The 23,489-nt window shown below is 62.0% G+C and carries 20 protein-coding genes; 12 read left to right on the plus strand and 8 right to left on the minus strand.

The features are described 5' to 3' along the window. Window positions 1-32 precede the first annotated feature (32 nt). Window positions 33-380: a copper-binding protein gene (locus tag VZC39_RS13700; RefSeq protein WP_349918699.1), complete on the plus strand. Its 348-nt coding sequence runs from the start codon at window positions 33-35 to the stop codon at window positions 378-380. Between the two features lie 74 nt (window positions 381-454). Here the strand turns inward: VZC39_RS13700 and VZC39_RS13705 are convergent, their stop codons facing one another. The 4 genes from VZC39_RS13705 to VZC39_RS13720 all read right to left on the minus strand — a co-directional run bounded on the left by VZC39_RS13705 (window position 455) and on the right by VZC39_RS13720 (window position 4,345). Next, window positions 455-2,149, minus strand: a complete 1,695-nt coding sequence (locus tag VZC39_RS13705; RefSeq protein WP_349918700.1) for a pyridoxal phosphate-dependent decarboxylase family protein — start codon at window positions 2,147-2,149, stop codon at window positions 455-457. Between the two features lie 251 nt (window positions 2,150-2,400). Beyond that, a complete protein-coding gene (locus VZC39_RS13710) occupies window positions 2,401-3,417 on the minus strand; it encodes a lipoate--protein ligase A (protein ID WP_434663267.1) in 1,017 nt (338 codons plus the stop codon). Between the two features lie 84 nt (window positions 3,418-3,501). Further along, window positions 3,502-3,921, minus strand: coding sequence for a YeeE/YedE family protein (locus VZC39_RS13715; RefSeq protein WP_349918702.1), 420 nt, complete (start codon window positions 3,919-3,921; stop codon window positions 3,502-3,504). A gap of 10 nt (window positions 3,922-3,931) precedes the next feature. Next, window positions 3,932-4,345 carry a YeeE/YedE family protein gene (locus tag VZC39_RS13720; protein ID WP_434663269.1) on the minus strand — a complete coding sequence of 138 codons (414 nt, stop codon included), beginning with the start codon at window positions 4,343-4,345 and terminating at the stop codon, window positions 3,932-3,934. Window positions 4,346-4,849: 504 nt separating this feature from the next. Here VZC39_RS13720 and VZC39_RS13725 point away from each other — a divergent pair. Both VZC39_RS13725 and VZC39_RS13730 read left to right on the plus strand, forming a co-directional pair. Then, window positions 4,850-5,221 carry a hypothetical protein gene (locus VZC39_RS13725; RefSeq protein ID WP_434663271.1) on the plus strand — a complete coding sequence of 124 codons (372 nt, stop codon included), beginning with the start codon at window positions 4,850-4,852 and terminating at the stop codon, window positions 5,219-5,221. Window positions 5,222-5,444: 223 nt separating this feature from the next. Continuing rightward, the gene (locus VZC39_RS13730) at window positions 5,445-6,173 is read left to right on the plus strand and encodes an MgtC/SapB family protein (protein ID WP_349918705.1); all 729 of its coding nucleotides are present in this window, start codon (window positions 5,445-5,447) and stop codon (window positions 6,171-6,173) included. A gap of 79 nt (window positions 6,174-6,252) precedes the next feature. Here VZC39_RS13730 and dnaJ read toward each other — a convergent pair whose 3' ends face one another. The 3 genes from dnaJ to grpE form a co-directional block, all read right to left on the minus strand. After that, entirely contained in the window at window positions 6,253-7,389 is a 1,137-nt protein-coding gene (gene dnaJ, locus VZC39_RS13735; protein WP_349918706.1) for a molecular chaperone DnaJ, read from the minus strand. A gap of 112 nt (window positions 7,390-7,501) precedes the next feature. Continuing rightward, the gene (gene dnaK, locus VZC39_RS13740) at window positions 7,502-9,427 is read right to left on the minus strand and encodes a molecular chaperone DnaK (protein WP_349918707.1); all 1,926 of its coding nucleotides are present in this window, start codon (window positions 9,425-9,427) and stop codon (window positions 7,502-7,504) included. 303 nt (window positions 9,428-9,730) lie between these two features. After that, the gene (gene grpE / locus VZC39_RS13745) at window positions 9,731-10,306 is read right to left on the minus strand and encodes a nucleotide exchange factor GrpE (RefSeq protein WP_349918709.1); all 576 of its coding nucleotides are present in this window, start codon (window positions 10,304-10,306) and stop codon (window positions 9,731-9,733) included. A gap of 245 nt (window positions 10,307-10,551) precedes the next feature. On the opposite strand from grpE, the gene nadK reads away from it, so the two are divergent. The 9 genes from nadK (at window position 10,552) to VZC39_RS13790 (ending at window position 22,185) form a co-directional block, all read left to right on the plus strand. Next, the gene (gene nadK, locus VZC39_RS13750) at window positions 10,552-11,436 is read left to right on the plus strand and encodes an NAD(+) kinase (protein ID WP_349918711.1); all 885 of its coding nucleotides are present in this window, start codon (window positions 10,552-10,554) and stop codon (window positions 11,434-11,436) included. A gap of 112 nt (window positions 11,437-11,548) precedes the next feature. Then, window positions 11,549-13,213, plus strand: coding sequence for a DNA repair protein RecN (recN, locus tag VZC39_RS13755; protein ID WP_434663277.1), 1,665 nt, complete (start codon window positions 11,549-11,551; stop codon window positions 13,211-13,213). A 280-nt stretch (window positions 13,214-13,493) separates the two neighbouring features. Next, window positions 13,494-14,387, plus strand: a complete 894-nt coding sequence (locus tag VZC39_RS13760; protein ID WP_349918713.1) for a DHHA2 domain-containing protein — start codon at window positions 13,494-13,496, stop codon at window positions 14,385-14,387. Window positions 14,388-14,636: 249 nt separating this feature from the next. Further along, window positions 14,637-15,077 carry a universal stress protein gene (locus tag VZC39_RS13765; RefSeq protein ID WP_349918715.1) on the plus strand — a complete coding sequence of 147 codons (441 nt, stop codon included), beginning with the start codon at window positions 14,637-14,639 and terminating at the stop codon, window positions 15,075-15,077. Between the two features lie 245 nt (window positions 15,078-15,322). Next, window positions 15,323-16,486 (plus strand): efflux RND transporter periplasmic adaptor subunit, encoded by a 1,164-nt coding sequence (locus VZC39_RS13770; protein WP_434663281.1) that lies wholly within the window; start codon window positions 15,323-15,325, stop codon window positions 16,484-16,486. Then, window positions 16,483-18,465 (plus strand): MacB family efflux pump subunit, encoded by a 1,983-nt coding sequence (locus tag VZC39_RS13775; RefSeq protein ID WP_434663284.1) that lies wholly within the window; start codon window positions 16,483-16,485, stop codon window positions 18,463-18,465. Before VZC39_RS13770 ends, VZC39_RS13775 begins: the two co-directional genes overlap by 4 nt. After that, complete coding sequence (locus VZC39_RS13780) at window positions 18,462-19,868, plus strand: efflux transporter outer membrane subunit (protein ID WP_434476151.1); 1,407 nt, start codon at window positions 18,462-18,464, stop codon at window positions 19,866-19,868. The genes VZC39_RS13775 and VZC39_RS13780 overlap by 4 nt, the downstream gene beginning before the upstream one ends. Window positions 19,869-20,010: 142 nt before the next feature. Further along, entirely contained in the window at window positions 20,011-20,817 is an 807-nt protein-coding gene (locus tag VZC39_RS13785) for a siderophore-interacting protein (protein WP_434663286.1), read from the plus strand. A gap of 249 nt (window positions 20,818-21,066) precedes the next feature. Continuing rightward, a complete protein-coding gene (locus VZC39_RS13790; RefSeq protein ID WP_434663288.1) occupies window positions 21,067-22,185 on the plus strand; it encodes a 3-deoxy-7-phosphoheptulonate synthase in 1,119 nt (372 codons plus the stop codon). A 461-nt stretch (window positions 22,186-22,646) separates the two neighbouring features. On the opposite strand, the gene VZC39_RS13795 is transcribed toward VZC39_RS13790, so the two are convergent. Next, window positions 22,647-23,054, minus strand: coding sequence for an H-NS family histone-like protein (locus VZC39_RS13795; RefSeq protein WP_349918721.1), 408 nt, complete (start codon window positions 23,052-23,054; stop codon window positions 22,647-22,649). Between the last annotated feature and the right edge of the window lie 435 nt (window positions 23,055-23,489).

Below are 23,489 nucleotides of genomic sequence, written 5' to 3' on the forward strand. Positions count from 1 at the left end.
ATCCAGACCCATTGAATGACAAGGAAAACATCATGAATATCAAAACATTGACCCTGACCCTCCTGCTCGGTTTCGCCTCCCTTCAGGCCCAGGCCGAGATGACCATGAACCACGAGGGGCACGACATGTCCCAGATGGCGGACAAGGAGATGGGGGACATGACCATGACCCGGGGGATCATCACCCGCATCGACAGCGAGAACGGCAAGGTGGGGATCAAGCACGAGGCCATCACCAACCTCAAGATGCCCCCCATGACCATGGTGTTCCGGATGGCGGATCCCGCCCTGCTGGAGGGGTTCAAGGCCGGGGATGCGGTGAACTTCCATGCCGCCAATCCGGCCGGCAAGCTGACGGTGACCATGATGCAGCAGCAGTAACGGCTGCCCAGAGCAATAAAAACGGCGGGATTATCCCGCCGTTTTTCTTTCTGACATCACAAGATGTGGTGATATCAGCCGCGAATATGTTCGATGAAGGCATCGATCTGCTCCCGGCTGCAGGCCGGGTTCATGAAGACCGCTTTTTCCCCCGCGATATAGGAGTACTTGCCCCGCTCGTCATACTCGGAGTGGGCCACCGCCTCCACCCAGTTGGTGTAGAGCCCCACCTTGCCGCGATGCTTGAACAGGTTGCGGTGATAGTCGGTGTTGCGTTGCAGCCGTGCCTTGTAGGCCGCATCCGTGCTGCGGGCCAGCTCGAAGGCGAACTCGGCCTCCGGATCCTGCACCCACTCCGGGTTGTAGATCTTGAAGCCCACGCTCGGCCCCTGGTTTTCCTGGGCCACCAGCTTGACGTTGCCGAGCTGGCTCAGGCGGAAGCGGAAGTAGTTGGCATTCTGCAGGCAGTGGGCCAGCACGGTGCGATAGCCCTCCACCCCCATGTAGTTGAGGGCCGCATAGGCGCCGAACAAGCCGCTCGCGCCGCGGGAACACTCGATGGTGGACTGCAGGTGGGTCTGACCCTGGATGTCCCGCTCGAAATAGGAGAAGTTCTCCGGATCGTTCTCCATCGCCTTGAGGTCATCCTGCTCCTTGATCATCACCAGGCTGGAGGTGTAGGGCACATAGCCCCACTTCTGGAAGTCGACGGTGAAGGAGTCGGCGTATTTGAGCTCCGCAAAGCGCGCCACGTTGCGCTCAATCCCCGCCAGGGTGGCGGCGTTGATGGCGAGCGGGTTGGCGGCAAAGTCGTAATCCAGGAAGAAGATCATCGACCAGCCGATGGCGGCATCCACGTGGATGTGGGGCTTGACCGCCACCTCGAAGCGCTCACACAGGCGATCCCGCAGCGCCACCACGGGTTTGACCTGATCCACCCCGAAGGTATCGGTGGTGCCCATGGTGAGCATGATGGTGGGTACCACGTGCTTGAGGGCAAAGCAGGCGGTCAGGGTGCGCTCGAGATCCACCAGATCGATGTCGTTGTTCTCGCCGACCTGGATGCGGATGGTCTTGTTCTCGATGTCCACCCCGAGCAGGGAGAGGTTGGTGATGTTGGAGTAGTGGCCGCCCTGGGAGTTGATGATGCGGTAGTCCTGATAGTGGCCGAGCCCCTTGTGCTTGGCCTCGGGCAGGCTCTTGCGGATGCCGAGCAGGTAGCCGTAGAGGTTACAGAAGGTCCCCCCCTGGGTGAAGATGCCGGTGGCACGCTCGGGATCGTACCCCGCCAGCAGGGCTATCTGGCGTACCACCTTCTTCTCGAGCTCCTCGGCCACCCCGGCGTACTCGGAGTAGACCAGGTTCGGGTTCGCGAGAATGCCCATCTGGGCGCCATAGATGGCGGGATCCGCCGACATGGTGATGACGTTCTCCACGCTGGCGGGGTTTTCCCAGTCTTTGGAGAGGGCCCCGGCGAACAAGAGCTCGGTCATGGGCTCGCCCGGCGCGCGCATGGCTTGCGGCACCGGCATGGTCTCGCAGAGATCCGCGAGGCGGGCGTGGCCATCCGGCCAGGCGTTCAGCCGCGCATCCGGGGCAAGGCCGCGGGCGCGAAACTCGTTGAGGGTGGCGAAACCGGGCTCGCGAAACACCGGCCAGAGCTCGGGATTGCGGGAGAAGTAGTGAGCCTTGACGGTGGCGAAGCGGGCGGCGAAGGCGGGGGAGACGGCGTTGACGCCGTCATCTTTCAGGTAAACCAGGTCACTCATGTTGATACCATTTGGACTGCAACGATGGGTCCGGTTATACCCGCAGGGCTGCATTTGAAACAGCGACAATAACTAATGGCCTGCCCTACTTTTTATCATGCCCCAGTCAGGGCAAGGGCTGGCTGCAAGGGGCCGTCCCCGGCCCGTGACCGTTTCGTGATCCCGCTCTCACCCGCCGTGATGCCCCGCCGGGGCGGGTCACCCGGCAGGCCTGATGCAGCCCCGGGTTCAGCACCTGGCGCCGGCCCGATTTAGCGCAGCGCCGCCACCAGCCAGCCCTGAAGCTCGGCCAGCTCGGCCGTCTGCCCAGGAAACGCCTGCTGCAGCTCGCTGAGCAAAGCGCCGATGGCCTCGGGCCGATAGGCGATGCCGGGCAACCGCTCGGCCAGGGCATCCAGGGGCGCGGGATCCAGGCTGTCGCTGAAGATCTGCACCCGCCCGATGACCCCCTTCTCCACATCGAAGTGCAGCTCCACCCCGCCCCAGCCGAAGCGCTCGTCCAGCTGATGGCTGAAAGATGGCGCGTGGCCGAAGTTCCACTCCCAGCTGCGCTGGCGGGAGAAGGTCTCGGCAAAGCCCGGCAAGTCCGGCAGCTGCTCGGGGGAGATATGCTCGGGTTGAACCCGCTCGCCGTAATAGGCGAAGAAGGCTTCCAGAAGGGCCTCACTCACCCGCTCATGGTCGACTCCCGGCAGCAGTTCGCTCAGGTTGGCGACCCGGCTGCGCACCGAGGTGATGCCCTTGGCCGCGAGCTTCTTCGGATCCGGGTTGAGGTAGTTGGCGAGGCGGCTGAGATCGGCGTCCAGCAGCAGGGTACCGTGGTGAAAGCCGCGATCATGGGTCTCCCGGTAGGCCGAACCCGATACCTTGCGATCCCCGTCCGGGGTCGCCACCAGCAGATCGTTTCGACCGGAGGCGAAGGCCTCCACCCCCAGCCGCTTCAGGGCATCCAGCACGATGGCGGTGGAGATGCTCTTGTCATAGCCTGGCTTGCCCGCCATGAAGGTGAAGCAGCTGTTGCCGAGATCATGGAACACGGCGCCACCACCGCTGCTGCGCCGGGCCAAGGTCACCCCATCCTCCTCCATACGGCGGGTGTTGCACTCCTTCCAGGGATTCTGGGCACGGCCTATGACCACTGTATTGGCGTTACGCCACAGGAAGAGCACCCGCTGGCGCGGATCCATCTGGCGGAAGATGCACTCCTCCACCGCCAGGTTGAACAGGGGATCGTGGGAGTCGGAGATGAGCAGGCGCAGAGGGAGCATGGGCAAGCCTTGTTCGGAGTATGGGAGCCCGATACTACCACCTCGGGCCGGAAGATGGGCCCTGCCCACGCGGGAATACCGGGATCAAGGAGCCCGTTGCCAGCCCCTGTCCACCAGCAGCACCCCCACCACCATGGCGATGACGAAGAGCCCGATCAGGGGCTGGCCAGCGGTGACCAGCGCGAGGGCCGGCCCCGGGCAGATGCCTGCCATGCCCCAGCCGATACCAAAGAGGGCGGCTCCACCGAGCAGGCGGCCATCCAGGGTCGGTGCGGGCACATCGGCGATGGGAGCCCCCGACAGGCTCTGGCGGCGAGGCCGTATCAATAGGAAGTACCCCGGCATGAACACCAGCAGGGCGCCCCCCATCACGAAGGCCAGACTGGGATCCCAGGCTCCGGCGAGATCGAGAAAACCCAGCACTCTCGCGGGATCCACCATGCCGGAGAGGGCAAGACCCAGCCCGAACAGCAGGCCACAGAGCAGGCTCGTCAAACGTTCCATGGTGACTTCCTCACAGCAGGTGGCGGCTGACAAACACGGTGAGCACCGCGGTCGCCATGAAGACGAGGGTGGCGACCAGGGAGCGGCGCGACAGTCGCCCCACCCCGCAGATGCCGTGGCCGCTGGTGCAGCCGTTGCCAAGACGGGTGCCTACCCCCACCAGCAGACCCGCCAAGGCGACCCTGGGCCAGGGGGGCAGCACCGCCAGGGTCGGCAGGCTGGCCCAGCCGAGGGCGAAGGCCGGCAGGGCACCACCGGCCAGTCCCAGCAGGAACAGCCAGCGCCAGCCTCCCCGCTCCTGCAGTGCCCCCGCCAGTATGCCGCTGATCCCGGCCACCCGGCCGTTGACCAGCATCAGCAGCAGGGCGGACACACCGATCAACATGCCGCCCCCGAGGGCAAACAACCACTGGCTTTCAAACATGGGACTCTCCTGCCTGAGGAAATGGGGGCACGCTCTGCTCGCAACCTTGCGGAACGGGCCCTGCCGTTTAATTAGATATCGCTAATGAAAGCCATTCTATCGCCGCACCCAACATTAGCAATATCTAATTTACTGCCACCATCGAGGCCAGGCTCTCTACCCGGCCGGGAGTTGGCACCAAAAACGCCAGGCACCGGAAAGGTGTTTCCAGATGTTGCTGCGCCGCCCCCATCCTTTACCTTGGCGGCCCGGATCTGTACCATCTTGCCGTTCATTCACAGCGGAGACCATCAGTGGGCAACTCATCAAGTGACAGTAGCAAGCCGGCCATGGGCGTCGGCAGCCAGGTCGCGAGCTAGCCGCAGCAATCGTTCTGCCGCGCCTCGCACCCCGCGAGAGGCGAGCATCTCCTCCCTTTCTCTTTTTACACTTGACGTCAAGTGACCGGCTGCAATCACCGGACACCTTGCCTGCATAGTTTCTGCTTCCCACAAGGAGGCTGCTATGCGTTTTGTTTCAACCCGTTTTGCTTCAATGCCCGCCCGCACTGCCGTGCGCCGCGCTCACTCTCTGCTCGACAAGCTGGGGCTGGCTGCCCTGTCACGCAGGCTGGCAAAACCCAAATCCCAGCACTACCGGCTGCGGATCCGCTGCCAGGGCCGGGCCGACATGCTCCCGGTACTGGAACTGGTGGCCCACACCCTGCAACCGGCGGGGCTACATCCGGTGCCATCGCTGCGGCCGGGGCCCGGGGAAAGACGGGAGCTGGTGCTCAACCTCGACTGCACCCTGCCCCAGCGCCGCTACCTGGTGCAATTCGTCCATCAGGTCGGGCTCAGCCACCCGGTACGCTGGGAACTGCGCCCCGTCCCCTGATCCCGGCTCGGGAACCAGGGGGGCACAGTCGCCCCGCAAGCCCCGGAATGCCGGGGCTTGCTCATTACCCGGGGCCAGCCATCCGGGATGCTGGCCATTGCCCCCCGTGCAACACATTCATCTGCCATGATGGCCTTTCACGCACGGGTTCATCTTTCATTTTGCGTATGGCAGCGATTCAAGCTGCCCTCTCGCAGGCCGTCGTCATCAAGAGGAGTACGCCATGAGAATGTGGCAACAATTTGATCTGCTGGCCCTGACCGACACCTTGGCCAGCCTGCTGCTGGCCTTCGTGCTGGGCAGTCTGGTGGGGCTGGAGCGCCAGTATCGCCAGCGCACCGCCGGCCTTCGCACCAACGTGCTGGTGGCCGTGGGGGCGGCCCTGTTCGTCAATCTGGCCCAGCGCATCTATGACCTGCACGGGGGCAGCTACGGCGTGGTCCACGTGGTGGCCTATATCGTCTCCGGCATCGGCTTCCTCGGCGCCGGCGTCATCATGCGGGAATCGGGCAACATCCGCGGCATCAACACCGCCGCCACCCTCTGGGGGGTGGCCGCCGTGGGGGCCGCCTGCGGTGCCGGCTTCGCCATGGAGGCCATACTCGGCGCCCTCTTCGTGCTGGCCGCCAACACCCTGCTGCGCCCCCTGGTCAACCAGATCAACCGCCACCCGGTGGACAACGAGGATACCGAGCTGACCTATCGCGTCACCGCCCTCATCCGTCGCACTCACCAGAAAGAGGTGCTGCCCTGGCTGGAGCAACAGCTGGAGCAGGCCAACTATCCCCTGAGCGAGCTCGATATCGAGCCGTTCGGGGAGCAGGATCTGGAGATCTCCGCCGTGCTGCTCGCCACCTCCATCGATGGCGACGAGCTGGATGCCCTGATGAAGACCCTGGGTCAGCATCCCCGCATCAAGCAGGTGTTCTGGCGCACCAGCACCACGGATTGAAGCTCCCAAGGGGGGCTATCACCCGAAACAGGCAAAAAGAAAGCCGGCACTGGGCCGGCTTTCTTGCATCACAAGACCATCACTTGGTCAGGTCGTCGAAGAAGCGTTTCACTCCTTCGAAGAAGCCTTCCGATTTGGGCTTGTGGGTCTTGGCGGCGGCACCGCTGAACGACTCGTCCAGCTGGCGCAGCAGATCTTTCTGGGTGTCGGTCAGCTTGACCGGGGTCTCGATGACCACCTTGCACATCAGATCGCCAACCTGGCCGGAGCGCACGGACTTGACGCCCTTGCCCCGCAGGCGGAACAGCTTGCCGGTCTGGGTCTCGGCGGTCACCTTGAGCTTCACCCGGCCATCCAGGGTCGGCACTTCGATCTCGCCGCCAAGGGCCGCGGTGGTGAAGCTGATGGGCACTTCGCAGTAGAGATCGTTGCCATCGCGCACGAAGATCTCGTGCTCCTTGACGTGGACCTGTACGTAGAGATCCCCGGCCGATGCACCGGCTTCCCCCGCTTCCCCTTCGCCGGAGAGACGGATGCGATCGCCAGTGTCGACACCCGCCGGGATCTTGACCGACAGGGTCTTGGTCTTCTGGTAGCGACCTTCCCCATGACACTTGCGGCAGGGATCCTTGATGATCTTGCCACGGCCGTGACAGTGCGGGCAGGCCTGCTGCACCGCGAAGAAGCCCTGACGCATCTGCACCTGACCGGCACCGTGGCAGGTCGGGCAGGTCTGGGCCGTGCTGCCGGTGTGGGCACCGGAGCCGTTGCAGACCTCGCAGTGGACCTGGGTCGGGATCTTGATCTCCTTGGAGACCCCGCGCACCGCCTCTTCCAGTGTCAGCTCCATGTTGTAGCGAAGGTCGGAGCCACGGGCCGGGCCACGACGGCCACCGCCACGACCACCGAAGATGTCGCCAAACACATCGCCGAAGATGTCACCGAAATCGGCACCGCCGCCGAAGCCGCCGTGACCGCCACCCTGGCTCTGATCCACACCGGCATGACCGTACTGGTCATAGCGGGCACGCAGGTTCTCGTCGGTCAGGACCTCGTAGGCTTCCTTGACCTCTTTGAACTTCTCTTCGGCGGCCGCATCACCCTGGTTGCGATCGGGGTGATACTTCATCGCCAGACGCTTGTACGCCTTCTTGATCTCGCGCTCGTCGGCACCTTTTGCCACCCCGAGCACTTCATAGAAATCGCGCTTCGACATACTCATCCTGTTGCTATATCAGCAGTTACGCAGACGGGCGTTGGTCACCCAACGCCCGTAAATTCATCGACCAAGCCGCCGGGCGAAGTGGCTTCGCCCGACTGGGTGTGGCTTATTTCTTGTCGTCTTTCACTTCTTCGAACTCGGCGTCGACCACGTCGTCGTCAGCCTTGGCAGAAGAAGCCTGACCGGCGTCAGCACCGGCAGCGCCTTGCGCCTGAGCCTGCTGCTGGGCAATCTCCATCAGCTTCTGGGACGCTTCCATCAGAGCCTGTTGCTTGGCTTCGATGGCGGCCTTGTCGTCACCCTTGATGGCGCTTTCCAGCTCGGACAGGGCGGTCTCGATCTTGGTCTTGTCGTCGGCCGGCAGAGCTTCACCGGCTTCGGTGACCTGCTTGCGTACGGAGTGGACCAGACCGTCAGCCTGGTTGCGAGTCTGCACCAGCTCTTCGAACTTCTTGTCCTCGGCCGCGTTGGCTTCGGCTTCGCGCACCATGCGTTCGATCTCGTCATCAGACAGACCGGAGGAGGCCTGGATGGTGATCTTCTGCTCCTTGTTGGTCTCCTTGTCTTTGGCGGAGACGTGCAGGATGCCGTTGGCGTCGATGTCGAAGGTCACTTCAATCTGCGGCAGACCGCGCGGTGCCGGGCGGATGCCTTCCAGGTTGAACTGGCCCAGGGACTTGTTGTCGCTGGCGCGCTTGCGCTCACCCTGCAGCACGTGAATGGTCACGGCAGACTGGTTGTCTTCGGCAGTGGAGAACACCTGGGACTTCTTGGTCGGGATGGTGGTGTTCTTCTCAATCAGCGCGGTCATCACGCTGCCCATGGTTTCGATACCCAGGGAGAGCGGGGTGACGTCCAGCAGCAGTACGTCGGTCTTGTCACCGGACAGTACGGCACCCTGGATGGCGGCGCCCATGGCCACGGCTTCGTCCGGGTTGACGTCTTTACGCGGCTCTTTGCCGAAGAAGTCGGCAACGGTCTTCTGCACCAGCGGCATACGGGTCTGACCGCCCACCAGGATGACGTCGTCCACTTCAGACACGGACAGGCCGGAGTCTTTCAGGGCGACACGGACCGGCTCCAGGGAGTCCTTGACCATGTCTTCCACCAGGGATTCCAGCTTGGCGCGGGTCACCTTGATGTTCATGTGCTTCGGACCGGTGGCATCTGCGGTGATGTACGGCAGGTTCACGTCGGTCTGCTGAGCGGAAGAGAGCTCGATCTTCGCCTTCTCGGCGGCGTCTTTCAGACGTTGCAGGGCCAGCTGGTCCTTGCGCAGGTCGATGCCCTGTTCACGCTTGAACTCGTCAACCAGGTAGTTGATGACGCGGTTGTCGAAGTCTTCACCACCCAGGTGGGTGTTACCGTTGGTTGCCAGTACTTCGAAGGTGGTTTCACCTTCCACTTCGTCGATCTCGATGATGGAGATATCGAAGGTACCACCACCCAGGTCGTATACGGCGACCTTGCGCTCACCCTTGACCTTGTTCACGCCGTAGGCGAAGGCCGCGGCGGTCGGTTCGTTGATGATGCGCTTGACGTCCAGACCCGCGATGCGACCGGCATCCTTGGTAGCCTGACGCTGGGCGTCGTTGAAGTAGGCCGGTACTGTGATGACCGCTTCGGTCACCGGCTCGCCCAGGTAATCCTCGGCGGTCTTCTTCATCTTTTTCAGCACTTCGGCAGAGATCTGCGGCGGTGCCATCTTCTTGCCTTTCACTTCAACCCAGGCGTCACCGTTGTCAGCCTTGGCGATGGCGTACGGCATGATCTCCAGATCGCGCTGCACTTCGTCATCTTCGAAACGACGGCCGATCAGACGCTTGATGGCGAACAGCGTGTTCTTCGGGTTGGTGATGGCCTGACGCTTAGCCGGCTGACCAACCAGGATTTCGCCGTCATCGGCATAGGCAATGATGGACGGAGTAGTACGGTCGCCTTCCGCGTTCTCGATCACGCGAGCATTATCGCCATCCAGAATAGCGACACAGGAGTTGGTAGTACCCAGGTCAATACCGATGATTTTACCCATTTGACGAATCTCCAAATACTTTGAATAAACTGGCGAGGGGCTCGCCTTAATACGTTAACGGCTAGGTGGGGCCTGCCACTGTGGCTTTCAAGCTCCCGGCATCACATTTTGTCACCCCTTGAATGGGGTCCATCGAGGATGCCGCCGTGGCCTTGTCACCTATATGGGGTCGCAACTTCGCGCTTCAAGCCCCGGCTTGAAAAAACTGTATCAACTGTGCCGATTTAACCCGAACCCGGACACAGGTGTGGCATCGGGCAACAAAAAGCCCGCCGAGCGGCGGGCTCAATGGGGGGACGCGTCTCAGGCCGGAGCCTTGGAGACCATCACCATGGCCGGACGGATCACGCGACCGTTCAGCTCGTAACCCTTCTGCATCACGGCGATGACGGTGTTTGGCGCCAGTTCTGCGTTTTCGATCATGCTCATCGCCTGATGGGCATTGGGGTCGAACGGCTGGTTCTGGGGATCCAGCGCCACCAGGCCGAACTTGGCGACCCCGCCCTGCATGGATTTCAGGGTCAGCTCGACCCCTTCGATCATCGGCTTGAGGGCTTCGTTTTCCTTGTCGGCAAGTTCGATGGCACGCTCCAGGTTGTCCAGCACGGGCAACAGTTCGCCGGCGAATTTCTCCAGCGCGAACTTGTGCGCCTTCTCTACGTCCTGGGCCGCGCGGCGACGCAGGTTTTCCATCTCGGCGACGGCACGCACGGCGCGCTCACGCTCATCGGCAGCCGCCTGCTGGGCCGCTTCCAGTTGCGCCTCAAGCTCGGCGATGCGGGCCTGCTCGGCTGTCACTTCACTGTCTACATCGGTCGGCTCGACTGGCTGGGCATCCACTTGCTCCATCGCTTCAACCTTTTGCTCTTCGTGGTTCATGACATCTCCAATATTCAGGGTGACTTCAAACAAATCAGGGCAGCCTGGCTGCGATCAATGGCGCTATTATGGGGACGCAGCCCCCGCTTTCAAGGGGAAAAGGCCAGAACATGGAGGATGAGGCCGCTTTGCCCACTCTTTCACCGCCGTTCAGGGTGGGATCAACCCAGTCCGCATGGAGGCAGACAAATCCCCACCAAAGCGCGGTATACTCCCCTCAATACTTGGCCCAGACCCGATAACCTATGGATTCTCCGTTCAAAACCATCGCCCTCATCGGCAAGCCCCATCATGAAGGCGCCAACCAGACCCTCAAGGGCCTCTATCAATACCTGAGCACCCGCGGCTTTCGGGTGCTGCTCGAGAGCCGGGTCGCCCAGACGCTGGGGATCCAGGGCGAGAGCGTGCTGGATCTGGTGCAGCTCGGCGAGCAGGCGGATCTCGCCATCGTCGTCGGCGGGGATGGCAACATGCTGGGGGCGGCCCGGGTGTTGTCCCGCTTCGATGTGGCGGTGATCGGGGTCAACCGGGGCAACCTTGGCTTCCTCACCGATCTCTCCCCCCAGGATTATCTGCTGCCCCTGGAACAGGTGCTCTCCGGCCACTTCAAGAGCGAGCACCGCTTCCTGCTGGAAGCCGCCGTCTATCGCCACGGGGAGCGCAAGTCCAGCAATCTGGCGGTCAATGAGGCGGTACTCCACCCCGGCAAGATTGCCCACATGATCGAGTTCGAGGTCTATATCGATGGCAGCTTCATGTACAGCCAGCGCTCGGACGGAATCATAGTCGCCACCCCCACCGGCTCCACCGCCTACTCCCTCTCGGCGGGGGGAGCCATCCTCACCCCCAAGTTGAACGCCATCACGCTGGTGCCCATGTTCCCCCACACCCTGAGCAGCCGCCCCATCGTGCTGGACGCGGACAGCGAGGTGCGATTGCTGGTCTCCCCCGACAATCAGGATGACGCCATGCAGGTGAGCTGCGACGGCCAGGTGACCCTGGCGGTACACCCGGGGGACGAGATCCTCATCAAGAAGAGCAACCACAAGCTGCACCTGGTGCATCCACTGGATTACAGCTACTTCCACGTGCTGCGCAACAAGCTCGGCTGGGGCAGCAAGCTGTTCTGACATCCCTGACACGCCCCTTTTGCATCCTGCTGCGGGCTGACACTTTACTGTATGTAAAACCAGTATATACTGGATACATACACAGTAATGTTGGCCCACACAGGATGAGACCATGCTGACCCAACTGACCATCACCAACTTCGCCATCGTCAAGTTTCTCGAACTCGACCTGCAAGCCGGCATGACCTGCATCACCGGGGAAACCGGCACGGGCAAGTCCATCGCCATCGATGCACTCGGGCTTTGCCTTGGGGAGCGGGCCGAAGCCAGCATGGTGCGACCTGGCAGTGACAAGACCGAGGTCAGTGCGCGCTTCCTGCTGGACGGCAATCCTGCCGCCCGGGCCTGGCTCGTCGCCAACGAGCTGGAAAACGAGGGAGAGTGCATTGTGCGGCGAGTGCTCTCCGCCGAGGGGCGATCCCGCAGTTACATCAACGGGGTTCCGGTGCCCCTGGTGCAGCTCAAGAGCCTGGGTCAGCTCCTGGTCAACGTCCACGGTCAACATGCCCATCAGTTGCTGCTCAAACCCGACTATCAACTCGCCCTGCTGGACGGTTACGCCGGCCACCACCTGCTGCTGGACGACGTGCGCCACCATTACCAACAGTGGCGTCAACTGCAAAATGAACTGAACCGCCTCAAGGCCGAGCAGCAGCAGCGAGAGGCCCGCCGCCAGCTCATCGAATACCAGGTGCAGGAGCTGGACGAATTCGCCTTGCAACCGGGGGAATTCGAAGCCATCGAGGAGGAGCACCAGCGTCTGGCCAACGGCACCGAGCTGATGCAGGAGTGCGGTGCCTGCCTGGATCTGCTCTATGACAACGAGGAGACCACCATCGCCGGCCTGCTTCAGCTCGCGGTGGACAGAACCGAAACCCTGGTGGCCATGGACAGTCGTCTCGGCAACGTGCTCGGCATGCTCAATGAGGCACTGATCGGCGTGCAGGAGAGCCACAGCGAGCTGCGCAGCTACCTGGATCGACTGGAACTCGATCCCGAGCGCTTCAACGAGCTGGAGGCCCGCCTCTCTCGTGCCATCAACCTGGCCCGCAAGCACCATGTCAAACCGGCCGAGCTCGCCCAGCACCACCAGGAGCTGGCGGGGGATCTCGCCCGCCTCAACTCCGATGAGGAGCGCCTGGAAGGCATGGAGGACGAATTGCTGCGAACTCGTCAGGCCTTCGTACAGGCGGCAGAGGTACTGAGCCAGAGCCGCCAGCGTTATGCCAAGGAGCTGGGCACCAAGGTGAGCGCCAGCATGCACGAGCTGGCCATGCCCGATGGCCGCTTCACCATAGAGGTGCGCCCCGATGCCCAGAGCAGCCTGTCGCCACTTGGCATCGATCGGGTGGAATTCATGGTCACCACCAACCCGGGGCAACCCATTCAGCCCCTTGGCAAAGTCGCCTCCGGTGGCGAATTGTCGCGCATCAGCCTGGCCATCGTGGTGATCAGCGCCCGCAAGATCTCGACCCCGACCCTCATCTTCGATGAAGTGGATGTGGGGATCAGCGGCCCGACCGCTGCCGTGGTCGGGCGCCTCTTGCGTCAGCTCGGCGAGTCCACCCAGGTGATGGTGGTCACCCACCTGCCCCAGGTGGCGGGCAAGGGACACCAGCACATGGTGGTGAGCAAGCATACCGACGGCAAGACCACGGAGACCCAGATGCAGGCACTCAACCCCGGGGCAAGGCTCAACGAGCTGGCCCGGCTGCTCGGGGGGGATCAGATCACCGACAACACCCTGGCCAACGCCCGCGAACTGCTCGCCTCATAGCGCAAGGGCGGGAAGGGGCAACCCCCCCTTCCCGCCCTTGGAATAACTGAGATAAAACAACCACCGCAGCTCAAAAAACTAAATAAACCACAACTTAAAGCATTTTAATCCAAGGCATTGATGAAATTCCTCTATCTATAGTCCCTCCCCGTAGCGACAAATCCCCCTAAGTGATGACGCCCTGACGGCAACCCAGTGTAAACTCCCTCTATCCTTCCCTCTGGTCGGTCTCGGCAACATGATCTCTGCCAACCCCCCCTCTCAATCAGGAAACCGCCCCATGATCCAGGTCTTTGGTCACAAGAATCCCGACAGCGACAGCATCTGCACCGCCCTGGTCACCGCCGACTGGCTCAACAGCCAGGGTCGCCCCGCCCGAGCCTTTGCCCTGGGAGCCCCCATCGCCGAAACCCGCTTCATTCTGGAAACCGCCGGAGTGGAGGCGCCCCCCGTGTTGACAGGCAGCGTGGCTGACAAACCGGTATTTCTGGTGGATTTCAGCGAGCTGGAGCAGGGGCCGGAAGGGCTGGCCGATGCGGATGTGCAGGGGCTCATCGACCACCACCGCCTCGGCACCCTGATCACCCGAGGCCCCCTCGATGCCTGGGTGAGAGCCGTCGGTTGCAGCGCCACCGTGCTGCTCGAACTGATGGGCCATGAGAACCTCTCCCGCCCTCAGGCCAGGTTGCTGCTAGGGGCTATCGTCAGCGATACCTTCAACTTCACCTCCCCCACGACCACGGCGCAGGACAGGCTGGCGGTCGAGCGACTGCTGCCCATCGCCCAGCTGGAACTGGCTCCCTTTGCCCAGACCCTGCTCGAGCGCCGTACCCAGTTGGGGGATACCCCCCTGTCCGAGGCCCTGGTCGCCGACGAGAAAGCCTATCAGATAGGGGGACATGCCCTCATGGTGAGCCAGATCTGTGTGATGAACCCGGCCGAGATCATAAACCGCTCCGATGAACTGCAGCAGGCCATGACAGCGCGACTGATGAAAGACAAGCTGGATGGGTATGTGCTGATGCTGACGGATCTCGCCAAGGGAGAGAGCCAGCTCTTCTTCGCAAGCCAGGGGATCTTGCCCGGCGAGCCTGTGCATCTGGCTGGCGCCGTCAGCCGCAAGAAGGAAGGGCTGCCCTGGTTGACCCGTTACTTCACCCAGCAACCCGCTTGATATGACCCCTCAGGCCCTCGCCAGGTGCGAGGGCCTCAACTTGGTTAACAGGTCCTTGTCAATTCTTGCAACATTTCCTTCATTTTCCATTCAACTCAATCTGTTATGATGATGTAAATGGAGCCGGAGCCCACTGCCATCATCGACAATTCGTGACTCAGTCGCCGCGCACCGGGTTCGTTTGTTCTGACATTTTGTGGACAGCCAAGGCTGGCGCCACCTGTCCGCACCTGCCGAGGAGAACTGCTTATGAGCCCGACCAATATAGTGCTGTTGCTGGAAGGCAAGGATTACGAGCAGGAGACGCTGACCAAGGCGAGCCACCTGGCACAGGCCATGGGCTGCAAACTGACCCTGCTGCACCTGACTCACAGCAGCAAGATTCGCCAGCAGAGCCTGTCACTGTCCCAGGAGGAGCGCAGCGCCCAGGGCACTCTGGATGCCAAGGCCGTCATTAGCCAGCTCATCACCCAGTTGCACCACCCGGTGGATTACCAGTGTCTGGTGGTCGATGATGTGGTCTCTGCACTCAAGCACTGGCTTTCGTCAGAACCCAACAGCCTGTTGCTGGTCGGCAGTCGCCACCACTGGATGGAAGGCTCGCTGGCACGGTTGCTGCTCTACAAGCTGCCCGTCGATATCCAGATCTGCCACGAGCCCTATGCAGAACCCCTCAAGGCCGTCGGCTGACAGACCCGGACCCGCTATCATGCGGGTCCTTCCTCCAGGCAGGAGCCTCCTGCTCCACTCTTGCCTGCTCGCCCATCGTACCTGCGCCCCATGGGCGGGATCCCTCGTCGAGAGGGCGCCCGACCACCCAGTAATGATGATGTTATCTACATAATTACTTACACATTGTCCGCTGTTTTTTAAGCCCCATTTGCTGCAGCATAGGGCCCCTGCGCGCCTTGGCAGATTTCCGTTCAGGTAGACAAATGAAAAAACTCCCCAGACAGGGCAAGTTTGCCCTGGTCGTGCTCGTCCCGCTGGCCCTCATCGTCTGGCTCGCCTGGCCCGGCAATAAATCGGATCCCGTCCTGACCGCCACCGTCACCCGCCAGGACGTGGAGCAGACCGTGCTCGCCAGCGGCGTGCTGCAAGCCATCGAGCAGGTGGATGTGGGGGCCCAGGTCTCGGGCCAGGTCACTTATCTCGCGGTCGAAGCCGGGCAACAGGTCAAGCAGGGAGATCTGCTGGCCGAGATCGACCCCCTCATCGCCCAGAACAACCTCAAGACCGCCGAGGCGGATCTCGCCAGCCGCCGTGCACAGCTCAAGATCAAGCAGGCTCAGCTCAAGCAAAATGAGCTGGCTTGGCGTCGTCAGCAGCAGATGTTCCGCCAGGAGGCAAGCTCCCGGGCCGATCTCGAGAGTGCCGAGGCCCAGCTCGCCGTCACCCGTGCCGAGTTGCAAAGCGCCCAGGCCGACATCGACAACGCCGTCATCAAGGTGGATCGCACCAAGACAGAACTCGGCTACAACCGCATTCAGGCCCCCATGGATGGCACCGTCATCTCCATCGTGACCCGGCAGGGCCAGACCCTGGCCGCCAGCCAGACAGTGCCGACCCTGCTCAAGCTCGCCAATCTCGACACCATGACCGTCAAGGCCCAGATCTCCGAGGCCGACGTCACCAAGGTCAGGGCCGGCATGCCGGTCTATTTCACCCTGATAGGCGACCCGGATACCCGCTATCCCGCCACCCTGCGCACCGTCGAGCTGGCCCCCACCAACATCAACGATCAGACCACGACCACCAGCACCACCAGCAATGCCGCCATCTACTACTATGCCCTGTTCGACGTGCCCAACCCCAATCACCAGCTGCGGGTCGCCATGACCACCCAGGTCACCATAGTGCTCGGGGAGCGCAAGCAGGTGCTGGCCATCCCCCAGACCGCCCTTGGCAAGAAACTCGGCGACAACGAATACGAAGTGACCCTGCTCAAAAGTGATGAGCAACGGGAAACCCGCCGCATCAAGACCGGCATGAAGGATGACATCAAGATCGAGGTCATCAGCGGCCTCGATGAGCAGGACAAGGTGACCCTGGAGCAAGGTCAGCCCATCCAGCACCATGAACCGGAGGGCATGCTGTGAGCGAGCCGCTGATCCAGCTCAGGGGCATCGAGAAGCGCTACCAGAGCGGGGAGCAGGAGGTGACCGTGCTGCACCCGCTGGATCTCTGCATCCAGGCAGGGGAGATGGTCGCCATCGTCGGCGCCTCCGGCTCCGGCAAGTCCACCCTGATGAACCTGCTGGGTTGCCTCGATCATCCGAGTGACGGCCAGTATCTGTTTCACGGGCAGGACACGGCCCGCATGGATGCCCTGGCCCTGGCCCGCTTGCGTTGCCACCACTTCGGTTTCATCTTCCAGCGCTATCACCTGCTGCCCCATCTGGATGCAGCTGCCAACGTGGAGATCCCGGCGGTCTACGCCGGCACGCCCCGTCCCGAGCGCCAGGCCCGTGCCCACGCCCTGCTGACGCGCCTTGGCCTCAAGGATCGCAGCCACCACAGGCCGGGGCAGCTCTCCGGCGGCCAGCAGCAGCGGGTCAGTATCGCCCGGGCCCTGGCCAACGGCGGCGAGGTGATCCTGGCCGATGAACCCACCGGTGCCCTCGACAGCCACAGTGGCAAGGAGGTGATGGCCATCCTGAAGGAGCTGCACGCCCAGGGTCACACCATCATACTGGTGACCCACGACATGGCGGTGGCCAACCACGCCGATCGCATCATCACCCTGCGCGATGGCCGGGTGGTGGAGGACAGCGTCAATCAGAGCGGCATCGACGGGGCCACCCCTTCTCCTGCGAGCGAGCCCAAGGCACAGCCATCCCAGACTCCCGCTCATCCTGCCCGCAACGGCCTGCTCCCCCGGGGCTGGGATCGGTATCGGGAGGCGGGACGCATGGCCCTGCATGCCATGCTAGCCCACCGCATGCGCACCTTCCTCACCATGCTCGGCATCATCATCGGCATCGCCGCCGTGGTCAGCGTGGTCGCCCTCGGCCAGGGAGCCCGCGCCAAGGTGATCAATGACATCAATGCCATGGGCACCAACACCATCGACATCTTCCCCGGCAAGGATTGGGGAGACGAGAAGGCGGCCAGTATCCAGACCCTGAACGAGGGGGATCTCAGGAGCCTGCTCGGCCAGCCCTATCTGGAGGGGGCCAGCCCCCAGATCGCCACCTCGGGCCAGCTCAGATATCGCAACAAGACCAGCAGCGGCAGCGTGGTGGGGGTCGGCAGCGACTTCTTCCGGGTCAAGGGGATGACCCTGACCCAAGGGCGTCTGCTCAGCGAGCAGGATATCCAGCGCCGGACGGCGGTCGCCGTGGTGGATGGCAAGACCATAGAGAGCCTGCTCGGCAAGGAAGATCCCGTCGGCCAGGTGGTACTGGTCGGCACCCTGCCGGTGCGGATCATCGGCGTGGTGGCGCAGGAGACCGGCTTTGGTCCCAGCAGCCAGTCGGTCAACATCTGGCTACCCTACAGCGCCGTGATGAGCCGCCTCATCTCCCAGAACCACTTCAGCCAGCTCACCATCCGGGTCAAGGACGGGATCCAGCCCGCCCTGGCGGAACAGGCGGCCGTGGCCCTGCTGACCCAGCGCCACGGGGTGAAGGACTTCTTCACCTTCAGCAGCGACAGCATCATCAAGTCGGTGGAGAAGACCACGGCCACCATGACCCTGCTGGTCTCCGCCATCGCGGTGATTTCGCTCATCGTCGGTGGGGTCGGAGTCATGAACATCATGCTGGTCTCGGTGGTGGAACGCACCCGGGAGATAGGGATCCGCATCGCGGTGGGGGCCCGTCAGTCCGACATCCTGCAGCAGTTCCTGATTGAAGCCGTGATGGTCAGCCTGCTGGGAGGCCTGCTCGGGATCGGACTGGCGCTGCTCATCGGCTTCCTCTTCTCGCTGCTGGTGGCGAGCTTCCAGATGTCCTTCTCCCTCTTCTCCATCCTGATGGCCTTTGGCTGCTCCTCACTCATCGGGATCCTGTTTGGTTACCTGCCTGCCCGCAACGCGGCCCGGCTCGATCCGGTCGAGGCACTGGCAAGAGAATGATGATGCACCACTTATCCCGCCTCTTGGCAAAACAGGGCGACAACCGTTTCCCGAGACCCCTGCTCGCACTCGCCGTCACGCTGGCCCTGAGTGCCTGCAGCCAGAGTACCTATCACAGACCGGAATTGGCCGTGGCGCCAAGCTGGCAGCAAACCAACCAGGGGCTCAACCAGCAGCAGGCCGGTCCCTGGTGGCAAGGCTTTGATGATCCCGCCCTCGACCAGCTGGTGGCGGCGGTGCTCGCCGCCAACCCTGACATGCAGGTGGCCGGGCTGCGCCTCAAGAGTGCCCTGCTCAGCGCCGATCTGGCCGATACCAATCTTACCCCTTCGGTCAACGCCAGCATCGGGGTCAACGGCAACAAGAACCTGGGGACGGGCAAGTCCGACGGCAATCTGGGTCCCACCCTCAACCTGAGCTACGAGGTGGATCTCTGGGGCCGGCTCGCCGCGGTACGGGATCAGGCGCAGTGGGAGGCCGAGGCGAGCGAACAGGATCTGGCTGCCACTCGTCTGCTGCTCATCGGCAAGACCCTGGAGCAGTATTGGCAACTGGCCTACCTCGGCTCGGCCATCACGCTGGGGGAGCGCCAGTTGCTCAACGTTGAGCGGGCCGAGCGGCTGACCCGGGCCAAGTATGAGGCGGGGGCCATTACCCGTCTCGACATGGTACAGGCCAGCCAGCAAAAGGCGGGCAAGCAGGCCGAGCTCGCGGCCCTCGTCCAGCAGCGGGAGCAGGCCGGCAACGCCCTGCGTCTGCTGCTCGGACGCAGTTATGGCCCGCTGGAGTTTGCCCCCGGCGAGCTTGCCGTGCATCCCATCCCGACCCTGGCGGTCGGGATCCCGGCGGATGTGCTGGCCAGGCGCCCCGATGTGCGGGCCGCCGAGCTCAGGCTGCGCAAAACCCTGGCCAAGGGGGATGAGATCCGCACCGGCTTCTATCCCACCCTGAGCCTCACCGGCGGAGCCAGCAGCACCTCGGACACCCTGACCCAGGTGCTGAGCAACCCGGTCGGCTCCCTGGGAGCGACCCTGGCCCTGCCCTTCCTCGAATACAACAAGACCCGGCTCAGCATTGCGAGCTCCGACATCGATTACCAGATAGCCGAGACCGAGTTTCGCAAGCAGCTCTACACCGCCCTGCTGGAGGTGGAGGACGGCCTGGCGGCACGCCGCCAGGGGGAGCAACGATTGCGCTATCTGGAGCAACAGCTGGGATATGCGAAAGAGGCCGAGCGACTGGCGCAGGCTCGCTTCCAGGCTGGCGCCACCGGAGTGCAACCCTGGTTGGATGAGCAGAATCGCCTGTGGGATGCGCAACTTAGCCTGCTCGCCCAACAGCAGACCCAGCTCAATACCATGGCCGGGATCTACCGCGCCCTGGGGGGGAGTGACCGGGGATAACGCGCTCATTGCATCTCATGACAGCCACGAAGAGAGGGGGATCCATGCCCCCTTTTTCTCGCCTCTCTCTTGCTCACAAAGCAATTGATAATAGTTTTCATTTGCCTGAGAATGGGCGCCATTGCCTGTCAGGAGTACTCATATGTCACAGCCCGCCCCGGTCAATCGCCCCCGCCAGCTCACCGTCAAGCATGTCCAAGATGTGGGGCCGAACCTGCGTCGACTCTGCCTGACCAGCCCGGAGTTGGCAGATTATCCCTTCACCTGTGGTGGCGCCCACATCAAGATCATGCTGCCCCAGGCCAACCAGCAACATATTGTGCTGCCCACCCCGACGCCCAAGGGGCCGCGCTGGGAAGACCCCAGCCAGAAACCCATCATCCGCACCTTCACCATACGGGCGTTTCGCCGCGAGGCACTGGAGCTGGATATCGACTTCGCCCTGCACGGGGATCTCGGCCCCGCCAGCCGCTTTGCCCTGCAGGCCAAGCCTGGCGATCAATTGGCCGTCTCCGGCCCTGGCGGCCCGGATCCCATGCTGCAAGCGGCGCAGCACTACTACATGGTGGGGGATCTGAGCTCCCTCCCCGCCATCAGTGCCATGGCCGAGGCGATGCCCGCCGATGCCTGCGGCCACATCGCCCTGCTGGTGCCTCAGCAGGAAGATGTGCAGGATCTGTCGCTGCCAAGCGGCGTCAGCCAGCGCTGGTTTGTCGGTTCTCCCGAGCAAACCGAACCCCTGGTGAGCTATTTCACTGCCCTGCCCATGGTATCGGCGCAGAGCTACTTCTGGTTTGGTGGTGAGGAGGGGCTGGTCGTCCCCCTGCGTCGTCACGTCAGACGCACCCTGGATGTGGACCGCCAGCGGGTCTACGCCGTGCCCTACTGGCGCAGCGGCAAGGATGAAGACGCCTATCATCAGGACAGACATGCCGTGATGGATAGCTGATAATAAAAATTCCCTATATAAATCAGGCCTATCTCTACACGAGACAGGCCTGAACTTCGAGTCGATTGCCACTCTTTTTTCCCCATCCCCCCCATCTTGGTGATCCCCTCACCAGGACTTGCATTCGACAGAGACAGCAAGATAATGATAATCACTCTCAACAAGGTGATCTGTCATTGTCTCACTCTCTGACCCGGAGCCGATGAGTCCAGGCAGGCCACCCACCCCAGGTACAGCAAGGTAATCCAGATGGCAGTTTTGAATTCGGTAATGCGCGCCTTTGCGGTTGAAGCCCTCCCCACCCCTGCCGAGCTGTTGGCACAACATCCCTGCCCCAGCGACATGGCGCAGCAAATTGACCACCACCGGCACCAGGTGCGCCAGATCCTGAACGGCGACGACGACCGTCTGCTGGTCGTGATAGGGCCCTGCTCCATCCACGATCCCCTCGCCGCCCTCGATTACGCCCGGCGCCTGGCAGGACTCGCCACCCAGTATCAGGACAGCTTGCTCATCGTCATGCGCACCTACTTCGAGAAGCCCCGCACCACGGTCGGCTGGAAGGGATTGGTGTTCGACCCTCACCTGGATGGCAGCAATGACATCAGGCACGGGCTTCACCTGGCTCGCCAGTTGCTGCTGGACATCAATCAGCTCGGACTTGCCACCGCCACCGAGTTCCTCGACACCACCAGCTTCCTCTATCTGGCCGATCTCATCAGCTGGGGCGCCATAGGGGCACGTACCACAGAATCCCAGGTGCATAGGCAGCTCGCCTCGGCCCTGCCCTGCCCCGTCGGCTTCAAGAACGGGACGGATGGCAACATACGGGTGGCCATCGATGCCATTCAGGCCAGCACGGCTTCCCACCTCTTTACCGCGCCGGGCAGTCAGGGGGGCATCGTCGTCATCAAGAGCGAGGGCAACCCGGATGGTCACATCATCTTGCGAGGAGGCACCCTCCCCAACTACCACCAGAGCGATGTGGAGGACGCCGCCGAGCGACTGGCGCGTCAGGGGCTCAGTCATCGGCTGATGGTGGATTGCAGCCACGGCAACAGCCAGAAGCAGCACCAGAACCAGGTCCGGGTGGCCGGGGAGCTGTGCCGTCAGTTGAGTGAAGGGAGTGAGGCCGTGGCCGCCGTCATGGTGGAGAGCTTCCTGCAGGGGGGAAGCCAGAAACCGGCGCCTCTGGATGAACTGCAGTACGGCCAGTCGATCACCGATGCCTGCCTCTGCTGGGAAGAGAGCCAGACCCTGCTGGCCATGCTGGCCGATGGAGTCAAGGCGCGCAGGCACGCGGCACAATCCTCCGCAACCACGCCGCATCCCGAACATATCCAATCCATCCGCCATGCCGTGGTATAAATAACGGAGACGGGGTTGATCTTGGCCCCGTCTTTATCCCTGAGGTTTCATCTCGTCAATTTCGTTAATATCCGTCAAACAAGGGTTTCAAATAGACCATTCACAGTCTCTGAAATAACAAAGGCGAGAGAGTGTCGATTTAATCGGGGCGAAATATGCGTACTGCCTCTGCTACTCAGCCTGACAGTGATTGAAGCATGAAGTGATACAGTACCGGTCAACATGATAGGGTTAACAGACGGGCTGTATGAGTCCTGAATAAGTGCGTAACGAAAAATCGATGGCGCACGATTTCCATGCCACTTGTCTGGAGCCTTTTGCTATTGCAAGGCCCGAAAACATGGGAGTCGAGATCCGGCAGCACAAATAGTAGGCTAAACGCCACATTCATGGGCCGATATGACCCTACAAATAATAATGCCGCCCATTGGGCGGCATTATTGATGAACTGATAAGGGCTATCAGATCAGGAAATCATTCAGGTCCTTGCCCAGCGCAACTTGCTCGGCAATGGCCTTGGGCATGCGGCCCTGGCCGGTCCAGGTCTTCTCCTGGCCATCTTCCTGATACTTGTACTTGGGCGGACGCGGGGCACGCTTGCTCTTGGTGGAGCCAGTGGCAGCAGGCGCCGCGGCAGTACCGATCAGTTCGCGGGGATCGATGCCAGCCTGTTGCAGCATCTCGGTAAATTCGCTCAGCTTGCGCTGACGCTCTTCTTGCTCGGCACGCTCTTGTTCAACAGATTCAGCGCGCTCGTTATATATCAGATCAAACTTCTCTTTCGCTTCTTGCAGCTGTTCAAAGGGCAGTTCACGAATGGCAGCACGCAGGCTGCGAATGTTCAGCAGAACCTTCAGAAACTCGTTCATTACTTCCTCACAGAATTATTTTTGTTCGTCACAGGGATAGCACAATTTGAGAATAGCATGCCAATTCGACAACAACATAATGATTTTATCGCCACTCGGCGAGACTTGACAAGTCATCGCCATTATTCGGCCATGTTTATTCATCTCTATCATTTATAGACAGATATCATTATGCGGTATTATTTATCTTGCCACTCACAACCGAGTTGTCGCTCTCCCATTAAGGGCCAACAGAAAAATGAAAACGCTGTCAGCCCTGCACGGATACTAAGCATTCACATCCGTCTGCTCGGTAAAACCCGCGAGATGCGCTTCTCTGCCGGCCAAACCTTATACCCTGAGGAAAGGTTTTGCTATTTTCCCAATTTAACGCCATGCAATATGTGTCATATCGGGCAGAGCTGAAACTCGTGGCCGCTGCGGGATGGGTCCATT

The organism is Aeromonas sp. NJAU223, from assembly GCF_051125555.1.
Classification (GTDB): domain Bacteria; phylum Pseudomonadota; class Gammaproteobacteria; order Enterobacterales; family Aeromonadaceae; genus Aeromonas; species Aeromonas veronii_G.

Excerpts from the sequence above, each read along its gene's own strand:
- VZC39_RS13785 (WP_434663286.1), top strand. The coding sequence starts at position 20,011 with ATGTCACAGCCCGCCCCGGTCAATCGCCCCCGCCAGCTCACCGTCAAG.
- VZC39_RS13790 (WP_434663288.1), top strand. The coding sequence starts at position 21,067 with ATGGCAGTTTTGAATTCGGTAATGCGCGCCTTTGCGGTTGAAGCCCTC.
- VZC39_RS13720 (WP_434663269.1), bottom strand. The coding sequence starts at position 4,345 with ATGTTTGAAAGCCAGTGGTTGTTTGCCCTCGGGGGCGGCATGTTGATC.
- dnaJ (WP_349918706.1), bottom strand. The coding sequence starts at position 7,389 with ATGTCGAAGCGCGATTTCTATGAAGTGCTCGGGGTGGCAAAAGGTGCC.
- VZC39_RS13705 (WP_349918700.1), bottom strand. The coding sequence starts at position 2,149 with ATGAGTGACCTGGTTTACCTGAAAGATGACGGCGTCAACGCCGTCTCC.
- dnaK (WP_349918707.1), bottom strand. The coding sequence starts at position 9,427 with ATGGGTAAAATCATCGGTATTGACCTGGGTACTACCAACTCCTGTGTC.
- VZC39_RS13700 (WP_349918699.1), top strand. The coding sequence starts at position 33 with ATGAATATCAAAACATTGACCCTGACCCTCCTGCTCGGTTTCGCCTCC.
- VZC39_RS13730 (WP_349918705.1), top strand. The coding sequence starts at position 5,445 with ATGAGAATGTGGCAACAATTTGATCTGCTGGCCCTGACCGACACCTTG.
- nadK (WP_349918711.1), top strand. The coding sequence starts at position 10,552 with ATGGATTCTCCGTTCAAAACCATCGCCCTCATCGGCAAGCCCCATCAT.
- VZC39_RS13765 (WP_349918715.1), top strand. The coding sequence starts at position 14,637 with ATGAGCCCGACCAATATAGTGCTGTTGCTGGAAGGCAAGGATTACGAG.
- VZC39_RS13760 (WP_349918713.1), top strand. The coding sequence starts at position 13,494 with ATGATCCAGGTCTTTGGTCACAAGAATCCCGACAGCGACAGCATCTGC.
- VZC39_RS13770 (WP_434663281.1), top strand. The coding sequence starts at position 15,323 with ATGAAAAAACTCCCCAGACAGGGCAAGTTTGCCCTGGTCGTGCTCGTC.
- VZC39_RS13715 (WP_349918702.1), bottom strand. The coding sequence starts at position 3,921 with ATGGAACGTTTGACGAGCCTGCTCTGTGGCCTGCTGTTCGGGCTGGGT.
- VZC39_RS13725 (WP_434663271.1), top strand. The coding sequence starts at position 4,850 with ATGCGTTTTGTTTCAACCCGTTTTGCTTCAATGCCCGCCCGCACTGCC.
- VZC39_RS13780 (WP_434476151.1), top strand. The coding sequence starts at position 18,462 with ATGATGATGCACCACTTATCCCGCCTCTTGGCAAAACAGGGCGACAAC.
- grpE (WP_349918709.1), bottom strand. The coding sequence starts at position 10,306 with ATGAACCACGAAGAGCAAAAGGTTGAAGCGATGGAGCAAGTGGATGCC.
- recN (WP_434663277.1), top strand. The coding sequence starts at position 11,549 with ATGCTGACCCAACTGACCATCACCAACTTCGCCATCGTCAAGTTTCTC.
- VZC39_RS13710 (WP_434663267.1), bottom strand. The coding sequence starts at position 3,417 with ATGCTCCCTCTGCGCCTGCTCATCTCCGACTCCCACGATCCCCTGTTC.
- VZC39_RS13795 (WP_349918721.1), bottom strand. The coding sequence starts at position 23,054 with ATGAACGAGTTTCTGAAGGTTCTGCTGAACATTCGCAGCCTGCGTGCT.